Origin of the sequence: Mucilaginibacter terrae (genome assembly GCF_031951985.1) — a bacterium.
GTDB classification, from domain to species: domain Bacteria; phylum Bacteroidota; class Bacteroidia; order Sphingobacteriales; family Sphingobacteriaceae; genus Mucilaginibacter; species Mucilaginibacter terrae_A.
Map to the genome: position 1 here is coordinate 3,081,343 of NZ_JAVLVU010000001.1, position 22,247 is coordinate 3,103,589.

Below are 22,247 nucleotides of genomic sequence, written 5' to 3' on the forward strand. Positions count from 1 at the left end.
ATTATGAAAAGAGCACTATTGTTTTTTTCGCTTATTTCATGGTGCTGTTTTAATTTGTTGGCACAAACTGCGCCAGCTAACACAGCCATAAAGCTGTATTTTGAGAAAGCCTACCTGCATACCGACCGCGATGATTATGCCGCAGGAGACGATATTTGGTTTAAAGCCTACCTTGTTAATGCGCAAACCAATAAGCTCATAAGTACAAGCAACAACCTCTATGTAGAACTGATACGTGCCCCCGGGGTACTGGTCGATAAACGATTAATCAGGCTGGACAATGGAACAGGCAACGGCGATTTTAAACTTTCGGCCGCTGCATCTGCCGGCACATATACCCTGCGTGCTTATACCAATTGGATGCGCAATTTTGATGATAAGTTTTTCTTTGAAAAGCATTTACGCATTTACAACGACACTCTTCCCCTAAATTCCCTCGTTAAGTCAACACTTAAAAAAGATTCTAAGGCCCCTAACTCCGTATCAGTAGTTGTAAATGAGGAGAAACCTGCCATTCGTTTAAGCTTCTTTCCCGAGGGTGGCTCTATGATAGAAAATACGGAAGGGATTATTGCTTTCAAAGCCGAAAATGAACAAGGCAAAGGCTTACCGGTTAAAGGGGGAATTTATACCTCTACGGGAAATAAAGTAACCGATTTTGAAAGCAATGCCAATGGGTTAGGCTGTGTTGCGTTAAAACCACTTACAGGTACCATGTATGAGGCACGGGGCACCTATGGCAATGGCAGGAGTTTTACATCGGCTTTACCTCAATCTCATTTACAAGGGGTGGCAATGCACGCATCTAAAGCCGATACTTTGCTGAAAATATTATTTATCACCAACGCTATAACACTTAACACTATACTAAAAGACACTTTGCTGTTAGTTGCCCGAAGTAAAGGAAAATTGGTATTTAAAAGACCGGTAACCTTGCCGCAATTACAAACACAGGTAAACATTTCCCAACAGGTTCTTCCTGCTGGAATAACGGCAATAACGCTATACGATGCTCAAAATCGTCCGTTGTGCGAACGGCTGATTTTTAATGAACAGGAGCCTAAAGAAACATTAACCCTGATTGCCGATAAACTGACATATAGTTATAAAGAGAAGACCGGGCTTACACTAAAGATCACAGACATTGAAGGCAAGCCTGTTATAGCCAGCTTATCAATGGCCGCAGTAGATGCCATGGTGCCTAAGCAACAAGGTAATATGATTAGCTACCTTGGTTTACAATCAGAAATAAGAGGAAATATAGAAGGCATAAATCAGTATTTTAACAGCAAGGGCAAACCCGATCTGCAAAAAATAGACTTGCTTTTGCTTACGCAAGGCTGGCGCGATTTTTTATGGAAACGCATGGCCGATTCAACTATACGCATTAAATATGCACCAGAGCAGGGGATTGATGTATATGGCCGAACAAGGCGCATATGGGTCAATAAACCGGTACCCGGCTTAAATGTTACACTATTTGCAAATGGGGCTAAGGGCAACAAACTATACACTACCACAACCGATTCAGTTGGTCGCTATGCTTTTTACAATTTAAATCTTACAGGTAACCAGCCTATTAGTTTATCGGCCACAAATAATAAAGGCAAGCAAGAGGCCTATTTACTGGTTGATACCGTTACGCATAGTGGTGCCCCGGTAAAGCCAATTCCCCTTTTCCACGACAGCACTAAAACAGTAACCGGAAAACTCAAAAATGAGCTTTTGGACCGTAGCCGATTTGCGGCGCGGCAACGATTAACCGATACCATTCAGCTAAACGATGTCGTGGTTTCAAAAACACCGTTAAGGCAGGTTTTAATTGATACTATAATTAAAATGGCACGGGCTGATTACAGCTTGAAAACATTAAGAGATTACATATTGGAGCGGGTACCCGGGGCGGTATCGGGTTATCAGGTAGCTTACTTTTATGGCCTAAACCACCTGTTGATGAAGGTGCCTATGCTGCCCCGCTTCTCGGTTGATGGTGTACCGTTTTGGCAGGTGCGTAATGTGTTTTTTTACGATATACCTTTAGAACAAATTGAGGAAATTCGATTCAGGAAATTTAACCTTGCAGGAGCGCCAACTATTGCTCAGGATGAAATGCGGTTTAGGCGGGGCGAAAACTTTTGGATACAATTGAAACTTAAACCACATGCGCTGGATAACATAAACCTGCACACTGCGCATTTGGAAGTTGAAGGCTATGATGAAGCCCGTGCATTTTATAAACCTACGTATGATAATATAAATGCCACTAAACAAGCGGATGTGCGCACCACCTTACACTGGGAACCCATTATTACAACCAATATTAACGGAGAGGCTACAGTAATTTTTTATAACAAAGCAAATTGGGGCAATGTGCGTGTAGTGGTTGAAGGAATAACCAATACTGGTACACCTTTAACGGGCTTATTAGAATATAGTGTTAAGCAATAGCCTGCCAATAAATATACAACTCAAAATATGTGGACTACACCCAAAAAAAACATCGCGGCTTTTACCTGTAATGCGCGGCTCTGTCCCGGTGGTAGCTGTGCCTATGCGCATTATTTTTAGGTAAAACCCGCGATGCGGAAATGTCTTATATATACCTCGGTATATTAAAAATCAAACTTTACGAAAGTCCTCAAACCCAGCTTTGGTGCATTAGGGTTATCTAAATAGGTAAATCGGCGAACCAGATCGAACCTTAACACTTTGAATATATTGCCTATACCTATACTGCCTTCGGCATACATACCATTGTTAAGCGTATAAGTAGTAGCCTGGCCTAAGCTGTTGGTTGGGAAACGCAGCAACGAGCGGTCGTTAGCCGGGTTGTTCTCAGCGCGAACAGCTCCCCATAAACCTTTAAAGTTTACCACCTCGCGCAGTTTTAAGCGGCGTAATAATGGAATTTTATTAAACAAAAACCCGTTAAAGTTATGGTCGATAGTAAAGGTGGCATAATGGTCGCTCACAAACTCCTGGAAGTTCATTAAGTTAAATGATTGGAACTGGAACGCATAGCTTTGATTGGCGCGGTGAATATCAAGCAACGGGAACGGCACTTTGCCAAACAGGTAACCACCCTCAATACTCACATCTGAGAAACCCAATTGCGAAGCATAAAAACGCTTGCTAACGTTACCTACCACATTTTGGTAATTATAATCGCCCCCTACCAGGCCTTTAAAGCCCTGGGTGTAGCGCAGAGTATATATTGGGTACTTATCAGGAATAGGTGTGCGGTATAGTTTGCCCTGGTAAAATTTCTCGTGCGGTGCAAAGCGCAACTGTAACGACATTTCGGTGGTATGAATAAGATTTACGTTATTCAATGCACCGTTTGGCAACAGGTTTTGAAACTGCAAAGCACCAGCCGGGCTTTGATTCCACTTTTTAAAGCCAACGGCATATGAGAAGTGGTTTAAGTACTCGTGTACGTAATCCAGCTTAAATATATCGTTGTATAACCACTGGTCGTTTGCGCCGCGTTTAAATGAAAGCAGGAAGTTGCTCTCCTGTACAAACTCCAGCTCCTGGCCGGGCACCTTGGTATCGTGCTGAAAGCTGGCGCGGATATAGTTTTGCGGGAATGAGTAGATAGACTTGTTGTTAAGCGAGTAGGTAGAGCTTAAAAAGTATTTAAATTTTTGGTCGCGGGTCCCGTAAGCACCGTAGGTTTCAAAATAATAGCGTTTGCTCAATGCGGTAGTGGTACGGCCGCCTAAACGTGCGCGGAAGCCCTCAACCGGGTTAAAGCTGTAAAAGGTATTTACCGGGCCCATCTCAAACGGACCAAAGTTTTTGTAACCGGCCAGTACCAGCGTGGCAATATCCATAGTGCGTTTAAACGATGGTATGGTTTGCAGGCTGTCTACATTTTTATAAAGGTCGGCAGCGGCTTTGTCCAGTGTATCAGGGCGGCTTTCGGTCCAGTAAGCATCGGTTTGCTCGTCATACTTTTTGGCGTAAACCTGTGCGGGGCCATCATAAGTTTCTTTAGGGCGAGGCGTGTTGATCTGAAAGTTGCGTATGGTAACCAAGCGTTCGCCAAATACACCGCCTCCTTTGTTTTTATTGAGGGCAAACTCAATTTTCAAATTACTTTGGCTCAGGTGGTAACGGTTATCGGGGTTTTTCTCAAACGACAAGCGGGCCTCCATTTGGCGCACAAAGTTAAGGTCGATGTTTTTATTAACCGTTAACACCGCATTTTGCACGGCATAGTTGCCATCCATAGTAATGTAAATACGGCCTTCAAACAGTTTGTTGATGGTGTTACGGGGAGTAAAGCTCAGCTCAATTAAATTGGGCTGCTGATCTTTAATGGTATCGGTAATGAAAAATTTATAATAGTTAGGAGAATTGTCTGATATGGGGCTCAACAACTGATTGCTCAGTAAAGATACGTTATTATCATAAATGTTAATGTCCTGGTACATGCGGTTAAAGTAGGTAGTGAGGCCCTGATTATCCACAAATGTTTCATCATATTTAACCTGTTTATTGGCTTCAACCACCTGCTTTTGCGCATAAGGAACTTTGCGGTAATAATTAGCCGAAAGTTTCTCTTCCATATATAGAGGCAGCAATGTTTTACCGCCAATAGCAGTTGAATCCTGCTCGCGGAACATAAACTGGTAATTTTTGAAGATCTTTTTGCTTTTAAACTTATCGCTCAGGTTGCTTAACGAAAAGGTCATGCGCTCGTATTGTTTGTACTCGGCATAATTATAATTGGTTACCTGGTTTTGTGCCTTATGAGCAATAACCTGCCTAATGAGTTCAACCGCAGGGTTGTTTTTGTTAGTGTATTTCTTTTTTTTACCGGCTTTTACCACTACATCGCTCAATTGCCTGGTATCGGCGTTTATGGCTATATTAATGGTTTGCTCTTTACCAGCTTCAATGTTACGGGTTATAGTACGGTAGCCAACGTAGTTAACTTTTATGTAGTCAAACTTGTCGTTTGTTTTAATGGTAAAACGGCCGTTGCCATCGGTTGGGGCACCTTGATTACTATCGCCAAAGGTTACCGTTACATATGGCAATGCTTCTTTGGTTTTGGCATCGGTAACTGTACCTTTAACAATGGTTTGTGCGTACAAAGCATTTAAAGAGGCGGTAAGTATAAAGAGCGTAAATATTATTTTGGTAAAGAGTTTCATGACCTTAAAGGTTGTTGAGTGTGATGTCACAAAGTTGGATTGCTAACAGGAACAGCATCTTAACATTTGCTAAAAAATGCTGTTGATATTTGTCAAGAGTGCCGTATTTTGGAAGCTTAACCGGCAGCCTGAACCCGATTTGTGAAATCGTTAGTGAACATGGTTTAAGTAAAATGTTCAGCAAATGTGCGTCGGCTTTTTGCAAGTTGCAACATTGTTAAGTGGGTATGACAATTGTATTATATATTCATTACAATTCGCTTACATTTGTGGTATAGTTTTAACACATGTTAACAATTATTGCCAATTTTAAAATCAATTAAGGCAATTTCGCCTCTCAAATTTTTATGTACGAAGCGCTGTACCACTACATTGAAAACTACTCATCGTTAACATTAAACAACGATGATAGAGCGCTCATTCGCGATAGCTTTAAACACAAACGCCTACGCAAAAAGCAGTATTACTTGCAGGAAGGCGATGTGAATAAGTACATTGGTTTTGTTATTAAAGGCGCTTTGCGCATGTACTCGGTAGATAGCAAAGGGCACGAACATATTGTGCGCTTTAGCCTCGAAAACTGGTGGGTGGGCGATTATGAAAGTTACATGATGCTTACGCCATCAAAATTTAATATTGATGCCGTTGAGGATGCCGAACTGCTCATGATATCAAACACCCAAAGCGAGGAATTGCAAGGCAAAGTACCTGCCTTTGCCGGGATGATACGTGAGCTGGACAAGCGCGCCAACATAGCCACCCAAAACCGCGTGCATGCCGCCATTAGCCTAACCGCCGAAGAGCGCTACCAGCAATTGCAGGAAACCTATCCCGGCTTTTTACAGCGCTTTCCGCAAAACATGATTGCGTCTTATTTGGGTATTTCGCCTGAGACGTTGAGCCGGATTAGAAAGAGTAGTGTAGTGGGGAAGAAGTAAGATAGTACCTTCTTTAAAAATTCGTCACCTATTGTAATTTTATACAGCAGATTATGGAACCCCTCGATAGCTTGAATTATAGAATGCTCGCAGCTAATCAGCTCGCTAAAAGTGAATATGTTGAGGCAATCAATTTTTGTTTAAAGAATTTCAAGGCTTTGGAAATCCCAACCGATAGAGACATGTATCAAATATCTTCTATCCTTGTTAAAGCCGTAATCAATTATTATAACCTTAATATTACTGAGTCAAATGAAATTTATATAGCCTTTGAGAATCGAATATTGAAAGCTATTTCCACAATACCTTTTAATAACACAGAAAATCTGTTAAAACTCAAGATGTATACATCTCAAGATTATCTTGAATGGGGAAAGTATCAAGGTAAAAAGATATCCGAAGTCTTGTTACTTGACTTTGAATATCTCTTATGGTGCTTAATTAACTTAGACCATTTTTCTATAGACCCTCCCTTTTTTATATACTTTTTTTTACTCACTAAAAAAGATTTAAAAAAGGAGATTGAATTCAACTTAATTAAGCAATTATTGTATTCCAATTATTTAGAGGAAGATAGTGAATTAGAGACAGACGACCGATCCAATTACTACTATGGTTATAACTCCTCTGATGAGTTTAACTTTTATGAGGGATATGAAGGCAACAACGACGCTTGGGACGAAAGAAACTCTTAAAAGTAAATTCAAAGGTTTTCGTCTCCCTTCTTGACAAATATCAATGTCATTTTTTGCCATATATCATTACCCGGCTCCGGGCATCCCGTAGTTTTGCACTGTTACTTTTATTACATAACTATGAAGAGTTATTAGAAAAGTATTAAATGTGAAGCCTTAAAATTTACTTATTTTACACCTGCAAACACCCTACTCCCTATGATTCGCAAATTTACCCTCCTCGCAGTGTTACTTAGTGCCACAACTATGAGCTATGCCCAGCGCAAAACTCCGGCTGTATTCCCCGATAGCGTTTTGGTTAAAGTGCATCCGTCGTACGATAGTGTGAGCGGCATACACCGCTGGTTATTCGGTAAAAATTACCGCGAGGAGTGGGCCACGGTTGTGAAGTTGCCGGTTATTAAAATATCAGAATTTTCGGGGGGATTAAAGCCGCTTCGCGAAGGTGGGGGTATGCAATCCAAATCGTTACGTTTGCAGGATAAAAGCGGTAAGGAATGGGTAATACGCAGTGTTGAAAAAACGCCTGAAAAGATATTGCCGCCCAACTTTAAAGGCACATTTGCGGTAGACTGGATTGACGATGCGCTGAGCAGTCAGCACCCGTTTTCGGCACTGGTGGTTCCGCCGCTGGCCGATGCTGCTAAGGTGCCGCATGCCAACCCCATTATTGGTGTAATGGTGCCCGACCCAGCCTTGGGCGAATACAGCAAAATATTTAACGGACTTGTGGTACTGCTGGAAGAACGCGAGCCGAATGGCAAATCGGACAATACGCCAAAAATGCTGAGCGAGCTTAAAGACGATAACGACAACCATTTTGAAACCGAGCAGTTTTTGCGTGCCCGCATGCTCGATTTGCTTTTGGGCGACTGGGACCGCCACGAAGATCAATGGCGTTGGGCTTATCAAAAGAAAGATAAAAATAAACAATACTATGCCGTTCCGCGCGACCGCGACCAGGTGTTTCACCTGAGCGAAGGCGTTTTACCATCCCTGGCGGCCGTATCATGGATCAGTCCCACACTTGATCATTTCGACGGTGAAATTCCGCGGGTAAAATACTCGCTGTTTAAAACCCGCTTTATGCAGGTATACCCGGATATGCAAATTACGCATGCCGAATGGATGCGCATAGCCAACGAGTTTATTAAAGCCGAAACCGATGAAGTGCTTGAGGCTGCTTTGAAGCGCCTCCCGCCCGAGGTTTACAAATTGCGCCACGATGTGCTTTTGGCTAAACTTAAAAAGCGCCGTGATAATATTCCGGCGGCAATGGACGAATACTACCGCTTTATTAACCAAACGGTAGACTTACGCACCAGCGACAAAAATGAACAGGTAACCATCGCCGATGCCGATAATAAAGGGCTAAGGGTACAAATCAGTAAAATTAACAAATCGGGCGAGGCTGAAAGCACGTTGCTCGACATGGTTTATGATCCTGAAATTACCCGCGAAGTTCGCCTGTACGTTGAAGGCGGCGACGATAAGGTTATAGTTAATAACGCCTCATCGCCCATAAAGCTGCGTGTTATTGGTGGTACCGGGCAAAAAACCTATGAAATTAATAAAACCGAGAGCCGGGTGCGGGTTTACAGCCGTAAAGACAGCGTTACCTTTACCGGTAATGGCAGCGTAGGCAAACACCTTAGTAATGATTCGTTAAACACACGCTTTGTTCAAAACAACCCTTATAATGTTTGGATGCCGCTGGCCACAGCCGCCATTAACGCAGATGATGGTTTTTTAATAGGTGCCGGGTTTAAGTATACCCGCCGCGATGGTTTCCGTAAGTTGCCTTACGCCAGCGTGCAGCAGCTTATGGTTACCCATGCCTTTGCTACCGATGCCTTCCGCATACGTTATAACGGGGAGTGGATTGATGCCATTGGCAAGGCCGACATAACTATTAACGCCTTTGTACAGGCCCCAAACAATACCCTCAACTTTTTTGGCCGTGGTAATGAAACCCCATTGGTCAAATTTCAGGGTTATCGACGCTTTTACCGTACCCGTTATAATACCTATCAATTCGACCCTGCCCTGCGCTGGAACCTTGGATCTAATACCACCATCAGTGCCGGGCCGTCATTTCAATTTTATCGCTTAAACCGAGAGGACAATGAGGGGCGGTTTATTAATAATCCGGGCCGTATAAACTCATACGATAGCCTAACCATTAATAAAGACAAAGCCCACTTAGGCTTGCTGGTTAACATTAACAGCAATCAGCGTAATAACAACATTTTGCCAAGTAACGGGTATTATGCTAACGTAACGTTACAGGCATACAACGGGTTAAACAATGATACCAAATCGTTTGCGCAAATTCGGCCGGAGTTTACTTATTATTTAAGCCTCAACAAAAAGGGCACATTCGTACTAACCGACCGTGTTGGCGGCGGGGTAAGCATTGGCAAACCTGCCTTTTACCAATCTATGTTTTTAGGCGGACAGGGCGGTAACCTGTTGGGTTATTTAGGTAACCGCTTTGCGGGCGATCATATGTTTTACAACAACCTGCAGGCGCGGTTAAACTTATTTAATATTGCCAGCTACGTATTGCCCGGCCAATTGGGTATAACCGGTTTTTACGATACCGGCAGGGTGTGGGTAAAAGGCGAATCATCAGACAAATGGCATGCAGGTACCGGCGGCGGTGTTTACTTTGCGCCGGCAAGTTTAGCCGTTATACAGGTTTTAGCCGGCCATTCAAAAGAGGGTTGGTACCCGTATGTGTCGCTTAATGTTAGGTTATAATGATGAATATTGGGGCTTATAGTTTTGTAATATGTGCATCAGATTTTTGAACAACTGCCTGCCAAAGTAAACAGTAAGCCTTATTTTATTTAATTTTGCTCAACTTATCGTACCGATATGAGTGTTCAGGCATATAGAGAAAGTCCTTTCGAAATCCACATTTCGTTTCATGTGCTGATAGAGCACCTGCAGAAAGTGGCCAGAGAAGAAACGGGCTATGCCGCCGAGCGCGCAGCCGCACTCCTTAAAGAAGTTGAACCCTTTCCCGAACTGTGTAACGGCTTTACCGAGCAATCGCAGGTTGATAAGCACCAAACTGTAATTCAGCACCTCCTGGCCGATCTGTTCCCTCAGGCGCTTACTAATAATGAAATTAAGGCGGTAACATTTCCGTTCTATGATTTTATTATCAATCAAAGTGAGCGCTTTAAAAACATACTGGCCGCCGCGGGTCCCGATTTCGACATGTCGATACGCGATTTTGACGACCATCAGTTTTATGTAATGAGTTGCTGCCTGGTGCTTAATGAGTTTTATAATACCCAGCTCGATTTTGCCAAGCCTATGTTTTACGACATACCTACAGCATCGGGCATTATGCGCCATTACCGCATACTGTATAATGCCGATTTTCTGGAAATTATTCCAACCGAAAAGGCTGTAAAATTAACTGCAGACGACATTAACCAACTCATTAACAATTACGACGACCTTGAGCTTTGGAAACGAATGTTTCCGAAAGGGAGCTACCTGTTAAAAGGATTTGCCATTGTAAATCTTTTTGATTCCACGGTTGAAAATGCGGTATCATCATTAAAGGGGTCACTCCTCACCGATTTAAAGGATGTGGAGTTAGAACACGATTTTGAAGATATTTTTCGCTCCATATACAAAATCCCCGACCTGCGCATAGGCTTTACTGCGTTCAACCCTGAAGATAATAAATTTACCAGCATTGCCCCGCTGCGCAAAATAAAGAGCTACATGCTGGGCGATTGTATGGATGGCGTTTGTTCTACCGATATATTAGGGCCCAAATCATACCAGGCGCTGCTTGGTAAAAGCGAATACTTTGCTGTATCAAATACCCGCGATTTCTTTTTGGAGCATCCCGAAAGCGAAATGGCACACCAGTTTTTGGGTCAGAACATTCATAGCTTTATTCTTGCACCAATTATAAAGGATGATGTGCTATTGGGAATTATCGAACTGGTTTCATCGCGCCCGGGAGAGCTGAACAGTGTGAACGCGCACAAACTTGAAGTGGTGATGCCGTTTTTGGTAAACACCATTGACAGGCAGGTAACCTACAAGCAAAACCGCGTGCAAGCCGTAATACAAAACGAGTATACCACCTTGCACCCAAGCGTGCAGTGGAAGTTTATGAAAGAGGCTTACAAATACATTGAGCGCCGCGATAACCACCAGGAGTACCAGCTTAAAGAAATTGTATTTAACGATGTATATCCGCTTTACGGACAAATTGATATTAAAGGCTCGTCAGAATCGCGTAACAGCAGTATTCAAAAAGATTTAAACAACCAGTTGGAAGCCCTCATTCCAATTGTGTTGCATTTGCAAAGCTATGATGAACAGGCAAGCCGTTATTTAGGCCGCCTTCAGGAGTTTAAATATTTAACTCACAGCGTATCGGTATTAATACGTACCGATACCGAGCAGCAAATACAACAATTTATTGACGAAAAAGTACACGAGCTGCTCAATGCAGCCCTTTTAAACAACCAGCATGTACAGAGTATAAGGGAATATTTTAAACAGGTTGATAAAACCACCGGTATTTTTTATACCTACCGGCGCAAGTATGATACTACGGTATCAACCATTAACCAAAAAATGGCGGCCCTGCTTGATGAAAAACAGGCCGAGGCACAGCAAATATTTCCGCATTATTATGAGCGCTTTAAAAGTGATGGGGTTGAGCATAATTTGTATATAGGCGCATCCATAGTGCCTAACCGTGCCTTTTTACCTGTGCATTTCCAAAACTTACGCCTTTGGCAGTTAAAGGTGTTATGCGAAATGGAGCGCGAACACCACAGGTTTAAAACAACGCTACCCTACTGCCTCGAGGTTACTACGCTTATACTGGCTTATAGTATAACGATGTCAATACGTTTCAGGATGGACGAGAAGCGCTTTGATGTGGATGGAACTTATAACGCCCGTTTCGAAATTGTTAAAAAACGCATTGACAAAGCACACATTAAAGGCACCGATGAGCGTATTACCCAGCCGGGCAAAGTGGTTGTAGTGTTTGCCAATAATTACGAAGAAAAAGAATACCGGGGCTACATCAAACAACTGCAGGAAAAACACATCCTTGATAGCCACATAGAAGAGCTGGAGGTAGAAGAATTACAGAGCATATCTGGCCTCAAAGCTCTAAGGGTGGGCATACTGCATGATGATATTGTTTTAATCGAAGGCTTACAAGACACTGCCAGTATTAATCAATCTTAAATTAATATCTCAGGCTTAATTACTCCCCTATTTTCCACAATTGATATTCCCAACATGGGGCATGCTTTCCTCATTTAAAAGTAAAACGAGGGTAACAAAATGTTGCAACGCCTAAAATGAGGAATATTCATAAATGGAATACGTTTTGCATTAACCTTGGTAATTAATTTAACGTACAAAGCCATGATGATTGCCCTAATTGCCCTTTTAGTTGTTGCTAACGTTTTAGTAGTAGCTAATAACAAAAGAACCATTATTTAAGCTCAGGATCTATCCTTTGGCCTCATCTGGGCCAAACAACTCCTGTCTTGCTTTTTTAGTCAAGCTCTTTACCACCAATTCGTACGAGTGGTCAATCATATCGCAAAGCTGTTTGCGGGTTAGCCCGCCATCTATATATACAGTATTCCAATGCTGCTTGTTCATGTGGTAACCCGGCTGCACCTCACTAAAATTTTCGCGCAGTTCAACAGCACGCTCAGGGTCGCATTTTGCATTAAAGCTATTGCCGGTATCCAAACTCAATAGTAAAAACATTTTTCCACCAATCTTGAATACAAGCGTTTCCAAATCAAACGGAAAACTTTCGGTAACGCCGTGCTTTTCGAGGCAATAGTTACGCAGTTCTTCAATGTTCATCAGGTAAATTTATAAAAAGAAAATGGCCCTACCCAAATCTTCCCATGTAGGGAACCTTGAGTGGGGCCATTTTTATGGGGGGAATCAAGAGGCGGTTACTCTACCGCCGCCAGCGAGCTTTTGCTGAGTAACTTTGCGCTTTCGGCCAGTTTAATAAATTCGGCCCGGTAGCCTTCATCATCGTTGCCTTTAGCGGCCCGGGCTATTTTGATAGCTTCATCAAAGCGGGCATTTTGTTTAAATTCCGAATCGCGCAGTAGCATCCCGAATTCGGCCACGGCAGATGCAAAACGAAAATCGGCAGAAGCGTTTTTAAAATCAACGGGTTTATCCACCACCACGACCTGGCTTAATTTACTTACGGTACCATTGAGTTCTTTGTATCTGAATTTAATGGTTAACATATCGTTTGATACATAGTTGGTAGTTGCCTTTTCTACTTTTTGATATTTAAGCGGGTCCACAGTATGAGTAAACTTATCATGTACGCCGGCAGGAATGATCTCGTATAAGGCAGTTACGTTGTGGCCTGCGCCCATCTCGCCGGCATCTTTCAAGTCATTGTTAAAATCTTCTTTATTAAGCATTCGGTTTTCATAACCTATTAAACGGTATGATGCTACTTTGGCAGGGTTAAATTCCAGTTGCAGTTTTACATCTTTAGCCACGGTAAACAGGGTGCCGCCAAATTCGCTAACCAAAGTTTTGCGGGCTTCGGTTATATTGTCGATGTAGGCATAGTTGCCGTTGCCTTTATCGGCCAGGGTTTCCATTTTGCTGTCTTTGTAATTGCCCATACCATAACCCAATACCGATAGAAATACCCCGCTTTTGCGTTCCTGCTCTATCAGCCTCTCCATATCCTCATCGCTTGATGCGCCTACGTTAAAATCGCCGTCGGTAGCCAGTATTACCCGGTTATTGCCGTTCTTTAAATAGTTTTGCTTGGCCGTGCGGTAGGCCAGTTTAATGCCTTCGCCGCCTGCGGTCGAGCCACCGGCATTCAGGCGGTCAATGGCATCTTTAATAGTGGTTTTCTGGTCGCCCGGTGTTGAGGGCAGCACCAAACCGGCAGCACCGGCGTATACCACAATGGCCACCTTGTCTTGCGGGCGTAGCTGGTCGGTAAGCATTTTTAGGGATGATTGCACCAGTGGCAGTTTATTAGCCGAACCCATTGATCCTGAAACATCTATGAGGAAAACCAGGTTTGATGCCGGTAATTTATCATTTTGCACCACACGGGCTTTAAGGCCAATGCGTAACAAGCGGTGCTGCGGGTTCCATGGCGCGGCCGAAAGCTCGGTATGTATGGCAACCGGTTCGCCGTTGGTTGGCGCGGACAGGTTATAGTTAAAGTAATTGATCATTTCCTCAATGCGTACGGCATCTTTGGGTGGTAACTGGCCATTGTTAATAAAGCGCCTAACATTGCTGTACGATGCCGCATCCACATCAATGGAGAAGGTTGACAATGGATTGTCTTTAGAGCTTTGAAAGCCGTTTTCGGTGATGCCTTTATAATTCTCCTGCTCTTGCAGCGCCTGATAATTGCCTACAATGGGCGATACAAAACGCTGTTTTGCAAACGCTTTGCTTTTATCCATAACGGCAACACCGGCAGCCCGGCCAACAATGGCATTAGGCGCATTGGGTACCGGTGCCGGGCCAACCGTTGATACACTCCCTGTTACAACGCTTTTACGTTGCACACCATAACCCACCACAACCACCTCGTTAAGCGATCGGTTGGAGGCTTTCAGGTAGATATCTATCTTGGTGTTTTTGCCAATGTTTATGGTTTGGCTTTCAAAACCAATGTAACTAATGCTTAGTTGGGTGTTCCTTTCGGTTACACGCAAACTATAAGCCCCGGTAACATTGGTTTGCACGCCGTTTTTGGTGCCGGTTACAAGCACGGCGACTCCGGCTAAGGGCTGTTTATCGGCGGCATCGTAAACATGGCCGGTAATTGTGCGGGTTTGTGCTTTAAGGGCGGTAAAGCCGCTTAGCATCAGGAGTAATAAAATTAATCTTTTCATGGCTGTATAAGTATGGTTTTGCAGTAAGGATGCAGTTACATATCAATTTCCATAAGCCATTTAAAAAAATTATTTTCAGCCATTACTAAATGAGTTGGTTCAGCAAAAAAACTAAGCCCGATGCGGGGGACGATGAAGTCCTGCTGCAAAGCTATCGCCAAAGCGGCGATCTGGCTGTGCTGGGTCAACTTTATGAACAATACATGCCCTTAGTATATGGAGTTTGCTTAAAGTATTTGCAGGATGAGGAGCAAAGCAAGGATGCCGTAATGCAGATATTTGAAGAACTGATCATAAAAATAAACCGCCATGAGGTAAAGCAGTTTAGAGGATGGTTGTATGTGCTGAGCCGCAACTTTTGTTTGATGCAATTGCGCGCTAACAAAAAAACCGAAACGTTAAGTGTAGATGACGTTATGGAATTTCCATTTGTTTTGCATCCTGATGATGAAAGCGATAATGAAGCCAGCATACAACAACTGGAAAAATGCATGCAGCAGCTATCGCCGCAGCAACAACAAAGCATCGATTTATTCTATATAAAAGAAAAATGTTATAGAGAGGTGGCCGAGTTAACCGGCTACACTTTAAACGAGGTTAAAAGTTATATACAAAACGGAAAACGTAATTTAAAAATTTGCCTGGAGAGTAACCGTGAGCGATAACAAGCCCGACATATTGCTGATTCAAAAGTACCTGAATGGGGAGCTTAACGCACGTGCCATGCACGAGCTTGAACGCCGCGCGCTTGACGACCGGTTTTTGGCCGAGGCTTTGGAGGGGTACGCAGTAAACGGCAAAAACCAGCAAGATAATATTGATGAACTGCAAAAACGCCTGCAGCAACGTGTACAGCCTAAAACCAGGCGGATAACCTTATGGCCAGCCATTAGTATTGCGGCTTCGGTATTGGTTTTTATTGGATTTGGCGGATGGTGGCTACTTAATTACCGGCCGGCATCAAATAAACCCGATTTGCCAGTGGCCGATAAAACAGAGGTTGCTAAAAACAAATCGGTTCCTGCCGTTGTGCCGCAACAATTTAAACAGGAGCCACAACCTGTTATTAAACCAACTGCACCGTCACAACGATATATTGCGCCACAGGCTAACAGCATAATGAGTGAAACGCCAGTTCCAAACGCACCGGTAGCGGAAGGAATAAAGGAAAACGCTAAGTATTTACGCCCCACCATTGGCGACAGCCTGAAAAAAGTTAAAAGTTTGGATGAAGTAGTTGTAGTAGGCTATGGCGTGCAACGTAAAAGTGTGTTAACAGGAAGCGTAGCAACGATCACCGCCGATTCTATTAAACCTAAACCAATGGAGCAAGCCCTGGTTGGCCGGGCAGCAGGTGTACAGGTGGCCAATGGCGCCCCTGGTGCTGATAACCAAATAAGAATAAGGGGCATATCAAGCCTATATGCAAAAGGCGATAGCGTTAAAATAATTACCGGGCAAATTTTAAGCGCCGATGATAAGCAGCCTTTGCCTGGTGTAACTGTGCGGGTAAATTCAAGTGGCTTGGCGGTAGGTACTGATGCGCGCGGGCGCTTCAAAATTGCCGCTACTAAAAAGGATGAGCTGAATATTGGCTACATCGGCTTTGAATCGCAAAAAGTAAACATCAATGGCAAAGACAGCCTGAAGGTTTTGCTTAAAGAAAACCACAGCGCTCTATCAGAAGTAGTGGTAACAAGCAATAGTACCCACGAGCCACAGGAAATTATTAACGAAGCCCACCCCCAAAACGGATGGCTTAAATTTAACCAATACCTCAACGAAGAAGCACGTGTAAGCACCGGCAAAACCGGCGTGGTGCGGGTAAGCTTTGTAGTGGGTACAGATGGAACCCTGTCTGACTTTAAAATACTTAAAAGCCTGAGCCCTGAAAGCGATAAAGAAGCTGTTGAAATAATTAAAGATGGCGCCGATTGGGTTCCGAATGTTAACCACCAGCCCGAAACGGTTAAGCTTCGCATCAGGTTCAGGAAAGAGAAATAAAGCTGAATATTTTTAAGCCCTGTGCTGTTTATTGATGTTTCCACAATATATGATGCACCGTAGGTGCTACCTATTTATAGTAACAAGCCAAGATATTTTATGTTCTGTTAGGAACTACCCTTGTAAATCAACACCTCAATTAGGGTAGCTCCTAATGGAGCACGTTTAATTTTACAAAAATTTGCTACAAACAGGCAGCACTTACGGCGCATAAAAAACTTGTGTAGGTCCTATAGTTTTAATCCGGATAAAAACAACATTTTTGCAGGCAGATTAAGCATCACTTATGAACGCATTGAATTTTACCGTTACCGAACGCTTTATGCGCTATGTAACCATCGATACCCAGTCAAACCCCGAATCGCCAACCTATCCATCTACCGAAAAACAGAAAAACTTAGGCCGCGTTTTGGTGCAGGAATTATTGGATATGGGTATTACCGATGCGCATTTAGATGAGTACGGCTATGTTTACGCTACCATTCCATCAAATACGGATAAAAACGTACCGGTAATTTGCTTTTGCTCGCACATGGATACCTCGCCAGATTGTAGCGGCGAAGGCGTAAAGCCCATTATTCATCGCAACTACCAGGGGGAGGATTTAATTTTGCCCGACGATATCACACAGGTGTTAAAACCTCAAAACCACCCCGAATTAAAAAACCAGGTGGGCAACGATATTATAACCGCCAGCGGAACCACCCTTTTGGGCGCCGATAACAAGGCCGGCGTGGCCGAAATAATGGATGCCTGCTACCAGCTCATCAATCACCCTGAAATTAAGCACGGTACCATCCGCATATTGTTTACCCCCGACGAAGAGATCGGTCGGGGTGTAGATAAGGTTGACCTGAAAAAGCTAGGCGCTTTTGCAGCCTACACCATGGATGGTGAAACCGCCGGGAATATGGAGAATGAAACGTTTTCGGCCGATGGGGCAAAGCTCATTATCAATGGTATAAGCGCACACCCCGGCTTTGCCAAAGGCCAGATGCAAAGCGCCATTAAAATTGCCGGGCAAATTGTGGCTGCCTTGCCTTTTGAGCTTTCGCCAGAGGGTACGGAGGGCATGGAGGGTTTTGTGCATCCCGTGGGCATTAGCGGCCATGTGGAGCAGGCTATTATTGATTTCATCATCCGTGATTTTGATGAGGCTTTGCTTGAACAGCACGCCGGGGTTATTAAACAAGTGGCCGAACAAGTGCTGCAAAGCTTTCCCGAGGCCACATATGAACTCATAGTGAAAGAACAATACCGCAACATGAGGCAGGTACTCGATCAGCATCCGCAAATTGTGGAGTATGGCATGGAGGCTATACGCCGTGCAGGGCTTGAGGCCAAACTTTGCAGTATTCGTGGCGGAACAGACGGGTCCCGCTTGTCGTTAATGGGTTTGCCTACGCCTAATATTTTTGCCGGCGAGCATGCTTTTCATGGTAAGCAGGAATGGGTATCGGTTCAAGACATGCAAAAGGCGGTTGAAACCATACTGCACCTGTGCACCATATGGCACGAAAAGAGTTAGCAGGCACTTGAGTTTGGCACACTTTTTTATTTTGTAGCAGGGAAAAAAATCCCCATCCGGAATTTTTTGCACGATAGTTGTAATTGTATGCACGGTTTAACAACCTATAAGGCTAAGCTTTTAACCCAAAAGATAAACTTATAGTTTATAACGGAGTTTAAGCCCTGATAATGGTAATGCTAAATCTTGCTAAGAATTTATTTTTAGCAGCTGAATTTTACTTAATTTATAATTATACTAATACAAACTTGCTAAAATAGCCTTCTTTTGTACGTTGAAAAGGTTTTTTGTTGCCGGTGTTTTAAATTAAACCAAAGGCAATTGTGTACTTTAGCAATAGTTTAAAGAACGCTTAATAAAACTGATATTTAACTGGCGGGAAGGGTAGTGCGCACGACGTTTATTACGGTTATTAGCTAAACTGCTTTCACTATATGGGGAAATTATTACTTGTTTTATCGCTTATTTTACCCATTTGGGCAATTGCCCAAACTGCTGATACTTATATTCAGGCGGGTAATGCAAAAGATAAAATTAAAAATTACAACGGGGCTATTCAGGATTACACCAGGGCCATACGTATGGATAGTACGAATGCCAATGCCTATTATTACCGGGCTAATGCCAGGGCTAACGTACAGGACTATAACGGCGCGGTAAAAGATTTTACCCAAACCATCCGCTTAAAATCAGACTATGCCGACGTTTATTACTACCGTGCTAATGCGTACAGCAATTTAGAACAGTATGAGGATGCCGTTCAGGATTATTCTACCGCACTGCGTTACAAGCCCAACAATGCCGATATTTATCACTATCGCGCTAATGCCAAAGCCAATCTTAAAGATAATGTAGGTGCCATAGCCGATTTTAATAAGGCGATTGAAATTACGCCGAACAATATTGATCTATATATATACCGCGGGGTGGCCAAAAGCAACATGGGCGATAATGCCGCCGCAATAGTTGATTATGACCGTGCTATTAAATCGCGCCCTAACAGTTCGGAGCTGTTTTACTACCGTGCTAATGCCAAAGCTGCGCTTAAAAACTACAATGGGGCTATTGTTGATTTTGATAAGGCTATTGCCTTAAACCCACATAATGCCGAGGCTTTTTACTATCGCGGCAACGCCAAGAGTAATTTGGGTAATAACCAGGGAGCTATTGTTGATTATAACAACGCCATCAGGTTAAATCCTAAACTTTCAGAATTATACCAGTACCTGGCAAATGCCAAAACAAATGCATCCGACAATAAAGGAGCTATTGTTGACTATACCAAGGCCATTAACCAAGACCCTAAAAATGCAGAGCTGTACCTGCGTCGTGGTGTGGCTTACTATAATACAAAGGATAAAGTGAAAGCTTTGGCCGACCTTAACAAGGCTATTGAGTTACAACCCGAAACCTTCCCTGAGGCTTACCGTACCCGTGCAGGCATTCGTTATGACAATAAAGACTACGGCGGTGCTATTGATGATGCTGATTTTGCCATCAAAAGCGATGATAAAGACGAAAGTGCCTATGCCACCCGTGCTGCATCAAAGTACGCGTTAAAAGATACCACAGCTGCCCTGGCCGATTTTAATTCCTCTATTCAATTAAACCCGCGCAACAGCTATAGTTATTATATGCGTGGCAATATTAAGCGCGATACCAAAGACTTTCATGGTGCAATTGAAGATTATACCCAGGCTATAACCATCAGGCCCGATTATTTGGATGCCTACCTGGAGCGTGGTAATGTTTATACCCGTACGCGTAATTTTTCGGCCGCAGCGCAGGATTATCAGCGTGTATTAAACAACTCTCCTCGTAGCGAAGAGGCTTATTTAAAACTGGGTGATGCCCGCGCCTTATTCCGCGATTACCAGGGTGCTATTGATACGTATAACTTAGGCTTTAAAATTAATCCTAAAAATACGGCTTTCCTCATCAGAAGAGGTGTGGCCAAAAGCAAGCTGGGCGATACCCAGGGTGCAGCACGCGATTTTAACCAGGTGCTGCGTATTGATACCGGCTCGGCAGAGGCTTACCAGAACCGAGGCAACCTAAAAGCCGGATACGGTGATTATGAAGGTGCACTTGCCGATATTAATAAAGGGCTGTCACAAAAACCTAACGAAGAGGGGTACCTGTTTTTAGGCAATGCCAAAGCTGGGTTAAACGACTTTTTAGGCGCTATCGATAGCTATAACAAAGCGCTCGACCTGAATACAAACAGCGCTAAGGCCTACTACTTCAGAGGTCTTTCGAAAGCTAACCTTCCCGATTCATTGGGCGCTATGGACGACTTTAGAAAGGCGTACGAAAATGACCCGCAGGATGAAGATGTGTTTGTATACCGGGGTTTAGCCAAGTTTGCCCTGCAAGATTCTATCAACGCTATACAGGAGTATAATACGGCTATTGATATGAATCCCAACAATTCGGATGCCTACCTTTACCGTGCTGTAGCCAAGTTTAAACTGCAGGATTATCGTGGTGCCATGATGGATTATAATAATGCCATTCAAATGAACCCTGCCAACAAAATGGCGTTTGTACGCCGTGGCGAACTTAAAGAGTTTCAGAAAGATAACAGAGGAGCAATTGACGATTACACGTCGGCCATATCATTGGATACCCGCTTGCGTATGGCTTATTATCGCCGGGGCATGGTACGTATACAAGTATCGGCCGAAAAGAATAACGGCTGTTTAGACCTGAGCAAGGCTGGCGAATTAGGCTTACGCGAGGCTTATGATGCTATTAAAAAGTATTGTAATTAAAATACCATATAGTTCTGCCATACATTCCACCAGCAGCGATGCAGCGTTCCCAATAATAATTACTACGCATAGGTAGTATATTATTATTGGGCATATGCTACACCTATTTCTTAAAAGGAAATCATCATCTATTCATAGTAAGCAAATCAAGGATGCTACCTGGTAAGTTGTGTATTATACAACAATTTACCGGTTACGCTAATAGCCTTTACATTAAGCCTCTTTTCATCAATAGAAAAATACATAAATCCATTTTCTGATGCCTGGAAACGGCTGTAAGCAACTCCCGGTGTTACGTGTGTAAGTTCGGAACCGGCACCCGATATAAACTGATGGGTAAAGCCTTCGGGCTTGAGGTGCTGCATAGAATGCTCATGCCCCGAAAGGTACACATCAACCTTGTGTTTTTCCATAATAGGGTTGAGCACCTTACGAATAGCCAGAGTATCATAATTACTTACACGAGGCCCAACGGTATAAGAGGGATGGTGCCCTACCACAATTTTCCATTTTACATCGGCCGAGGCTTCTTTGAGTGTTTGGTCAATCCAGGCTAATTGTTTTTCGGGATGCTGGTCCTGGTAGTTTTGCACAATAGCCTGGCTGTCGATCATCACAAACAGCACTTTGCCCTTGCCTTGCCCTAACGATACCTCTTTGGTATAATACCTTGCCGGCATATGCCAGCGGCGGCTTATCTTGCTGTAACGTATCTGGGCATCAGGTTCGGAGTAGTAATCGTGGTTTCCTAAAATGGCAAACCAATCTCCTTGTAGTGAGTGTGCTGTGTAAATACTCTCGAACGAATAGTGCCAAAGCGGATCATATTCGCTTACTACACCTTTTGGGTAAAAATTATCACCCAGCGCAAGCACAAAGTCAGAGGGGTTTACACGTGCCCAGTCGCCCATTTGTTTGGCGGTTTCCAGCTGCAGGCATTCGCCGTTGCGGCCCCAATCGCCAAGGGCTATAAAGTTAAGCGGATAACCATTGGCATCGGGTCCGGCAGCGGTGGCCGACAAGTCCTCGCTTTCAAAATGAGTTACCGGTGATTCGGCCAGTGCGCTTAGTGGGGCAACAACTGATGTTCCAATAGCAGTTAGCGCGGTGCTTTTAACAAAATCTCTGCGTTTCATTTTTACTTAATTTTTAAAGTATAAGGGCCTATTGGCCGCAAATAGCGTTGCCCGGCACAAAACCAGGCAACGCAAAAAATCA

13 protein-coding genes are annotated in these 22,247 nt (G+C 43.5%); 9 read left to right on the forward strand and 4 right to left on the reverse strand.

Features of this window, described 5'->3' with window-relative positions:
• The first annotated feature begins 3 nt into the window (after window positions 1-3).
• Window positions 4-2,448: an MG2 domain-containing protein gene (locus tag QE417_RS13165; RefSeq protein ID WP_311950653.1), complete on the forward strand. Its 2,445-nt coding sequence runs from the start codon at window positions 4-6 to the stop codon at window positions 2,446-2,448.
• Between the two features lie 164 nt (window positions 2,449-2,612).
• Here the strand turns inward: QE417_RS13165 and QE417_RS13170 are convergent, their stop codons facing one another.
• Window positions 2,613-5,165: a DUF5686 and carboxypeptidase-like regulatory domain-containing protein gene (locus tag QE417_RS13170; RefSeq protein ID WP_311950656.1), complete on the reverse strand. Its 2,553-nt coding sequence runs from the start codon at window positions 5,163-5,165 to the stop codon at window positions 2,613-2,615.
• 347 nt (window positions 5,166-5,512) lie between these two features.
• Between QE417_RS13170 and QE417_RS13175 the strand changes: the two genes are divergently transcribed.
• The 4 genes from QE417_RS13175 to QE417_RS13190 all read left to right on the forward strand — a co-directional run bounded on the left by QE417_RS13175 (window position 5,513) and on the right by QE417_RS13190 (window position 12,042).
• On the forward strand, window positions 5,513-6,103 hold the full coding sequence (locus QE417_RS13175; protein WP_311950657.1) for a Crp/Fnr family transcriptional regulator: 591 nt from the start codon (window positions 5,513-5,515) through the stop codon (window positions 6,101-6,103).
• Between the two features lie 53 nt (window positions 6,104-6,156).
• On the forward strand, window positions 6,157-6,798 hold the full coding sequence (locus tag QE417_RS13180) for an exodeoxyribonuclease X C-terminal domain-containing protein (protein WP_311950659.1): 642 nt from the start codon (window positions 6,157-6,159) through the stop codon (window positions 6,796-6,798).
• Between the two features lie 198 nt (window positions 6,799-6,996).
• Complete coding sequence (locus QE417_RS13185; protein WP_311950661.1) at window positions 6,997-9,561, forward strand: BamA/TamA family outer membrane protein; 2,565 nt, start codon at window positions 6,997-6,999, stop codon at window positions 9,559-9,561.
• Window positions 9,562-9,678: 117 nt separating this feature from the next.
• Window positions 9,679-12,042: a GAF domain-containing protein gene (locus QE417_RS13190; RefSeq protein WP_311950663.1), complete on the forward strand. Its 2,364-nt coding sequence runs from the start codon at window positions 9,679-9,681 to the stop codon at window positions 12,040-12,042.
• 270 nt (window positions 12,043-12,312) lie between these two features.
• On the opposite strand, the gene QE417_RS13195 is transcribed toward QE417_RS13190, so the two are convergent.
• Window positions 12,313-12,681, reverse strand: a complete 369-nt coding sequence (locus QE417_RS13195; protein ID WP_311950665.1) for an MmcQ/YjbR family DNA-binding protein — start codon at window positions 12,679-12,681, stop codon at window positions 12,313-12,315.
• Between the two features lie 95 nt (window positions 12,682-12,776).
• The gene (locus tag QE417_RS13200; RefSeq protein ID WP_311950666.1) at window positions 12,777-14,723 is read right to left on the reverse strand and encodes a vWA domain-containing protein; all 1,947 of its coding nucleotides are present in this window, start codon (window positions 14,721-14,723) and stop codon (window positions 12,777-12,779) included.
• 89 nt (window positions 14,724-14,812) lie between these two features.
• Between QE417_RS13200 and QE417_RS13205 the strand changes: the two genes are divergently transcribed.
• From QE417_RS13205 to QE417_RS13220, 4 genes are all read left to right on the forward strand, one after another.
• The gene (locus QE417_RS13205; RefSeq protein WP_311950668.1) at window positions 14,813-15,388 is read left to right on the forward strand and encodes an RNA polymerase sigma factor; all 576 of its coding nucleotides are present in this window, start codon (window positions 14,813-14,815) and stop codon (window positions 15,386-15,388) included.
• On the forward strand, window positions 15,378-16,727 hold the full coding sequence (locus QE417_RS13210; RefSeq protein ID WP_311950670.1) for a TonB family protein: 1,350 nt from the start codon (window positions 15,378-15,380) through the stop codon (window positions 16,725-16,727). The genes QE417_RS13205 and QE417_RS13210 overlap by 11 nt, the downstream gene beginning before the upstream one ends.
• A 286-nt stretch (window positions 16,728-17,013) precedes the next feature.
• Window positions 17,014-18,255 carry a peptidase T gene (gene pepT, locus QE417_RS13215; protein WP_311950673.1) on the forward strand — a complete coding sequence of 414 codons (1,242 nt, stop codon included), beginning with the start codon at window positions 17,014-17,016 and terminating at the stop codon, window positions 18,253-18,255.
• A 434-nt stretch (window positions 18,256-18,689) separates the two neighbouring features.
• Complete coding sequence (locus tag QE417_RS13220; RefSeq protein WP_311950675.1) at window positions 18,690-21,029, forward strand: tetratricopeptide repeat protein; 2,340 nt, start codon at window positions 18,690-18,692, stop codon at window positions 21,027-21,029.
• Window positions 21,030-21,184: 155 nt separating this feature from the next.
• Here the strand turns inward: QE417_RS13220 and QE417_RS13225 are convergent, their stop codons facing one another.
• Window positions 21,185-22,165 carry a purple acid phosphatase family protein gene (locus tag QE417_RS13225; RefSeq protein WP_311950678.1) on the reverse strand — a complete coding sequence of 327 codons (981 nt, stop codon included), beginning with the start codon at window positions 22,163-22,165 and terminating at the stop codon, window positions 21,185-21,187.
• Window positions 22,166-22,247: the final 82 nt, after the last annotated feature.

What these genes read in the sequence shown, in the direction of transcription:
- QE417_RS13165 (WP_311950653.1), top strand. Translation starts at nt 4, where the DNA reads ATGAAAAGAGCACTATTGTTTTTTTCGCTTATTTCATGGTGCTGTTTT.
- QE417_RS13170 (WP_311950656.1), bottom strand. Translation starts at nt 5,165, where the DNA reads ATGAAACTCTTTACCAAAATAATATTTACGCTCTTTATACTTACCGCC.
- QE417_RS13175 (WP_311950657.1), top strand. Translation starts at nt 5,513, where the DNA reads ATGTACGAAGCGCTGTACCACTACATTGAAAACTACTCATCGTTAACA.
- QE417_RS13180 (WP_311950659.1), top strand. Translation starts at nt 6,157, where the DNA reads ATGGAACCCCTCGATAGCTTGAATTATAGAATGCTCGCAGCTAATCAG.
- QE417_RS13185 (WP_311950661.1), top strand. Translation starts at nt 6,997, where the DNA reads ATGATTCGCAAATTTACCCTCCTCGCAGTGTTACTTAGTGCCACAACT.
- QE417_RS13190 (WP_311950663.1), top strand. Translation starts at nt 9,679, where the DNA reads ATGAGTGTTCAGGCATATAGAGAAAGTCCTTTCGAAATCCACATTTCG.
- QE417_RS13195 (WP_311950665.1), bottom strand. Translation starts at nt 12,681, where the DNA reads ATGAACATTGAAGAACTGCGTAACTATTGCCTCGAAAAGCACGGCGTT.
- QE417_RS13200 (WP_311950666.1), bottom strand. Translation starts at nt 14,723, where the DNA reads ATGAAAAGATTAATTTTATTACTCCTGATGCTAAGCGGCTTTACCGCC.
- QE417_RS13205 (WP_311950668.1), top strand. Translation starts at nt 14,813, where the DNA reads ATGAGTTGGTTCAGCAAAAAAACTAAGCCCGATGCGGGGGACGATGAA.
- pepT (WP_311950673.1), top strand. Translation starts at nt 17,014, where the DNA reads ATGAACGCATTGAATTTTACCGTTACCGAACGCTTTATGCGCTATGTA.
- QE417_RS13220 (WP_311950675.1), top strand. Translation starts at nt 18,690, where the DNA reads ATGGGGAAATTATTACTTGTTTTATCGCTTATTTTACCCATTTGGGCA.
- QE417_RS13225 (WP_311950678.1), bottom strand. Translation starts at nt 22,165, where the DNA reads ATGAAACGCAGAGATTTTGTTAAAAGCACCGCGCTAACTGCTATTGGA.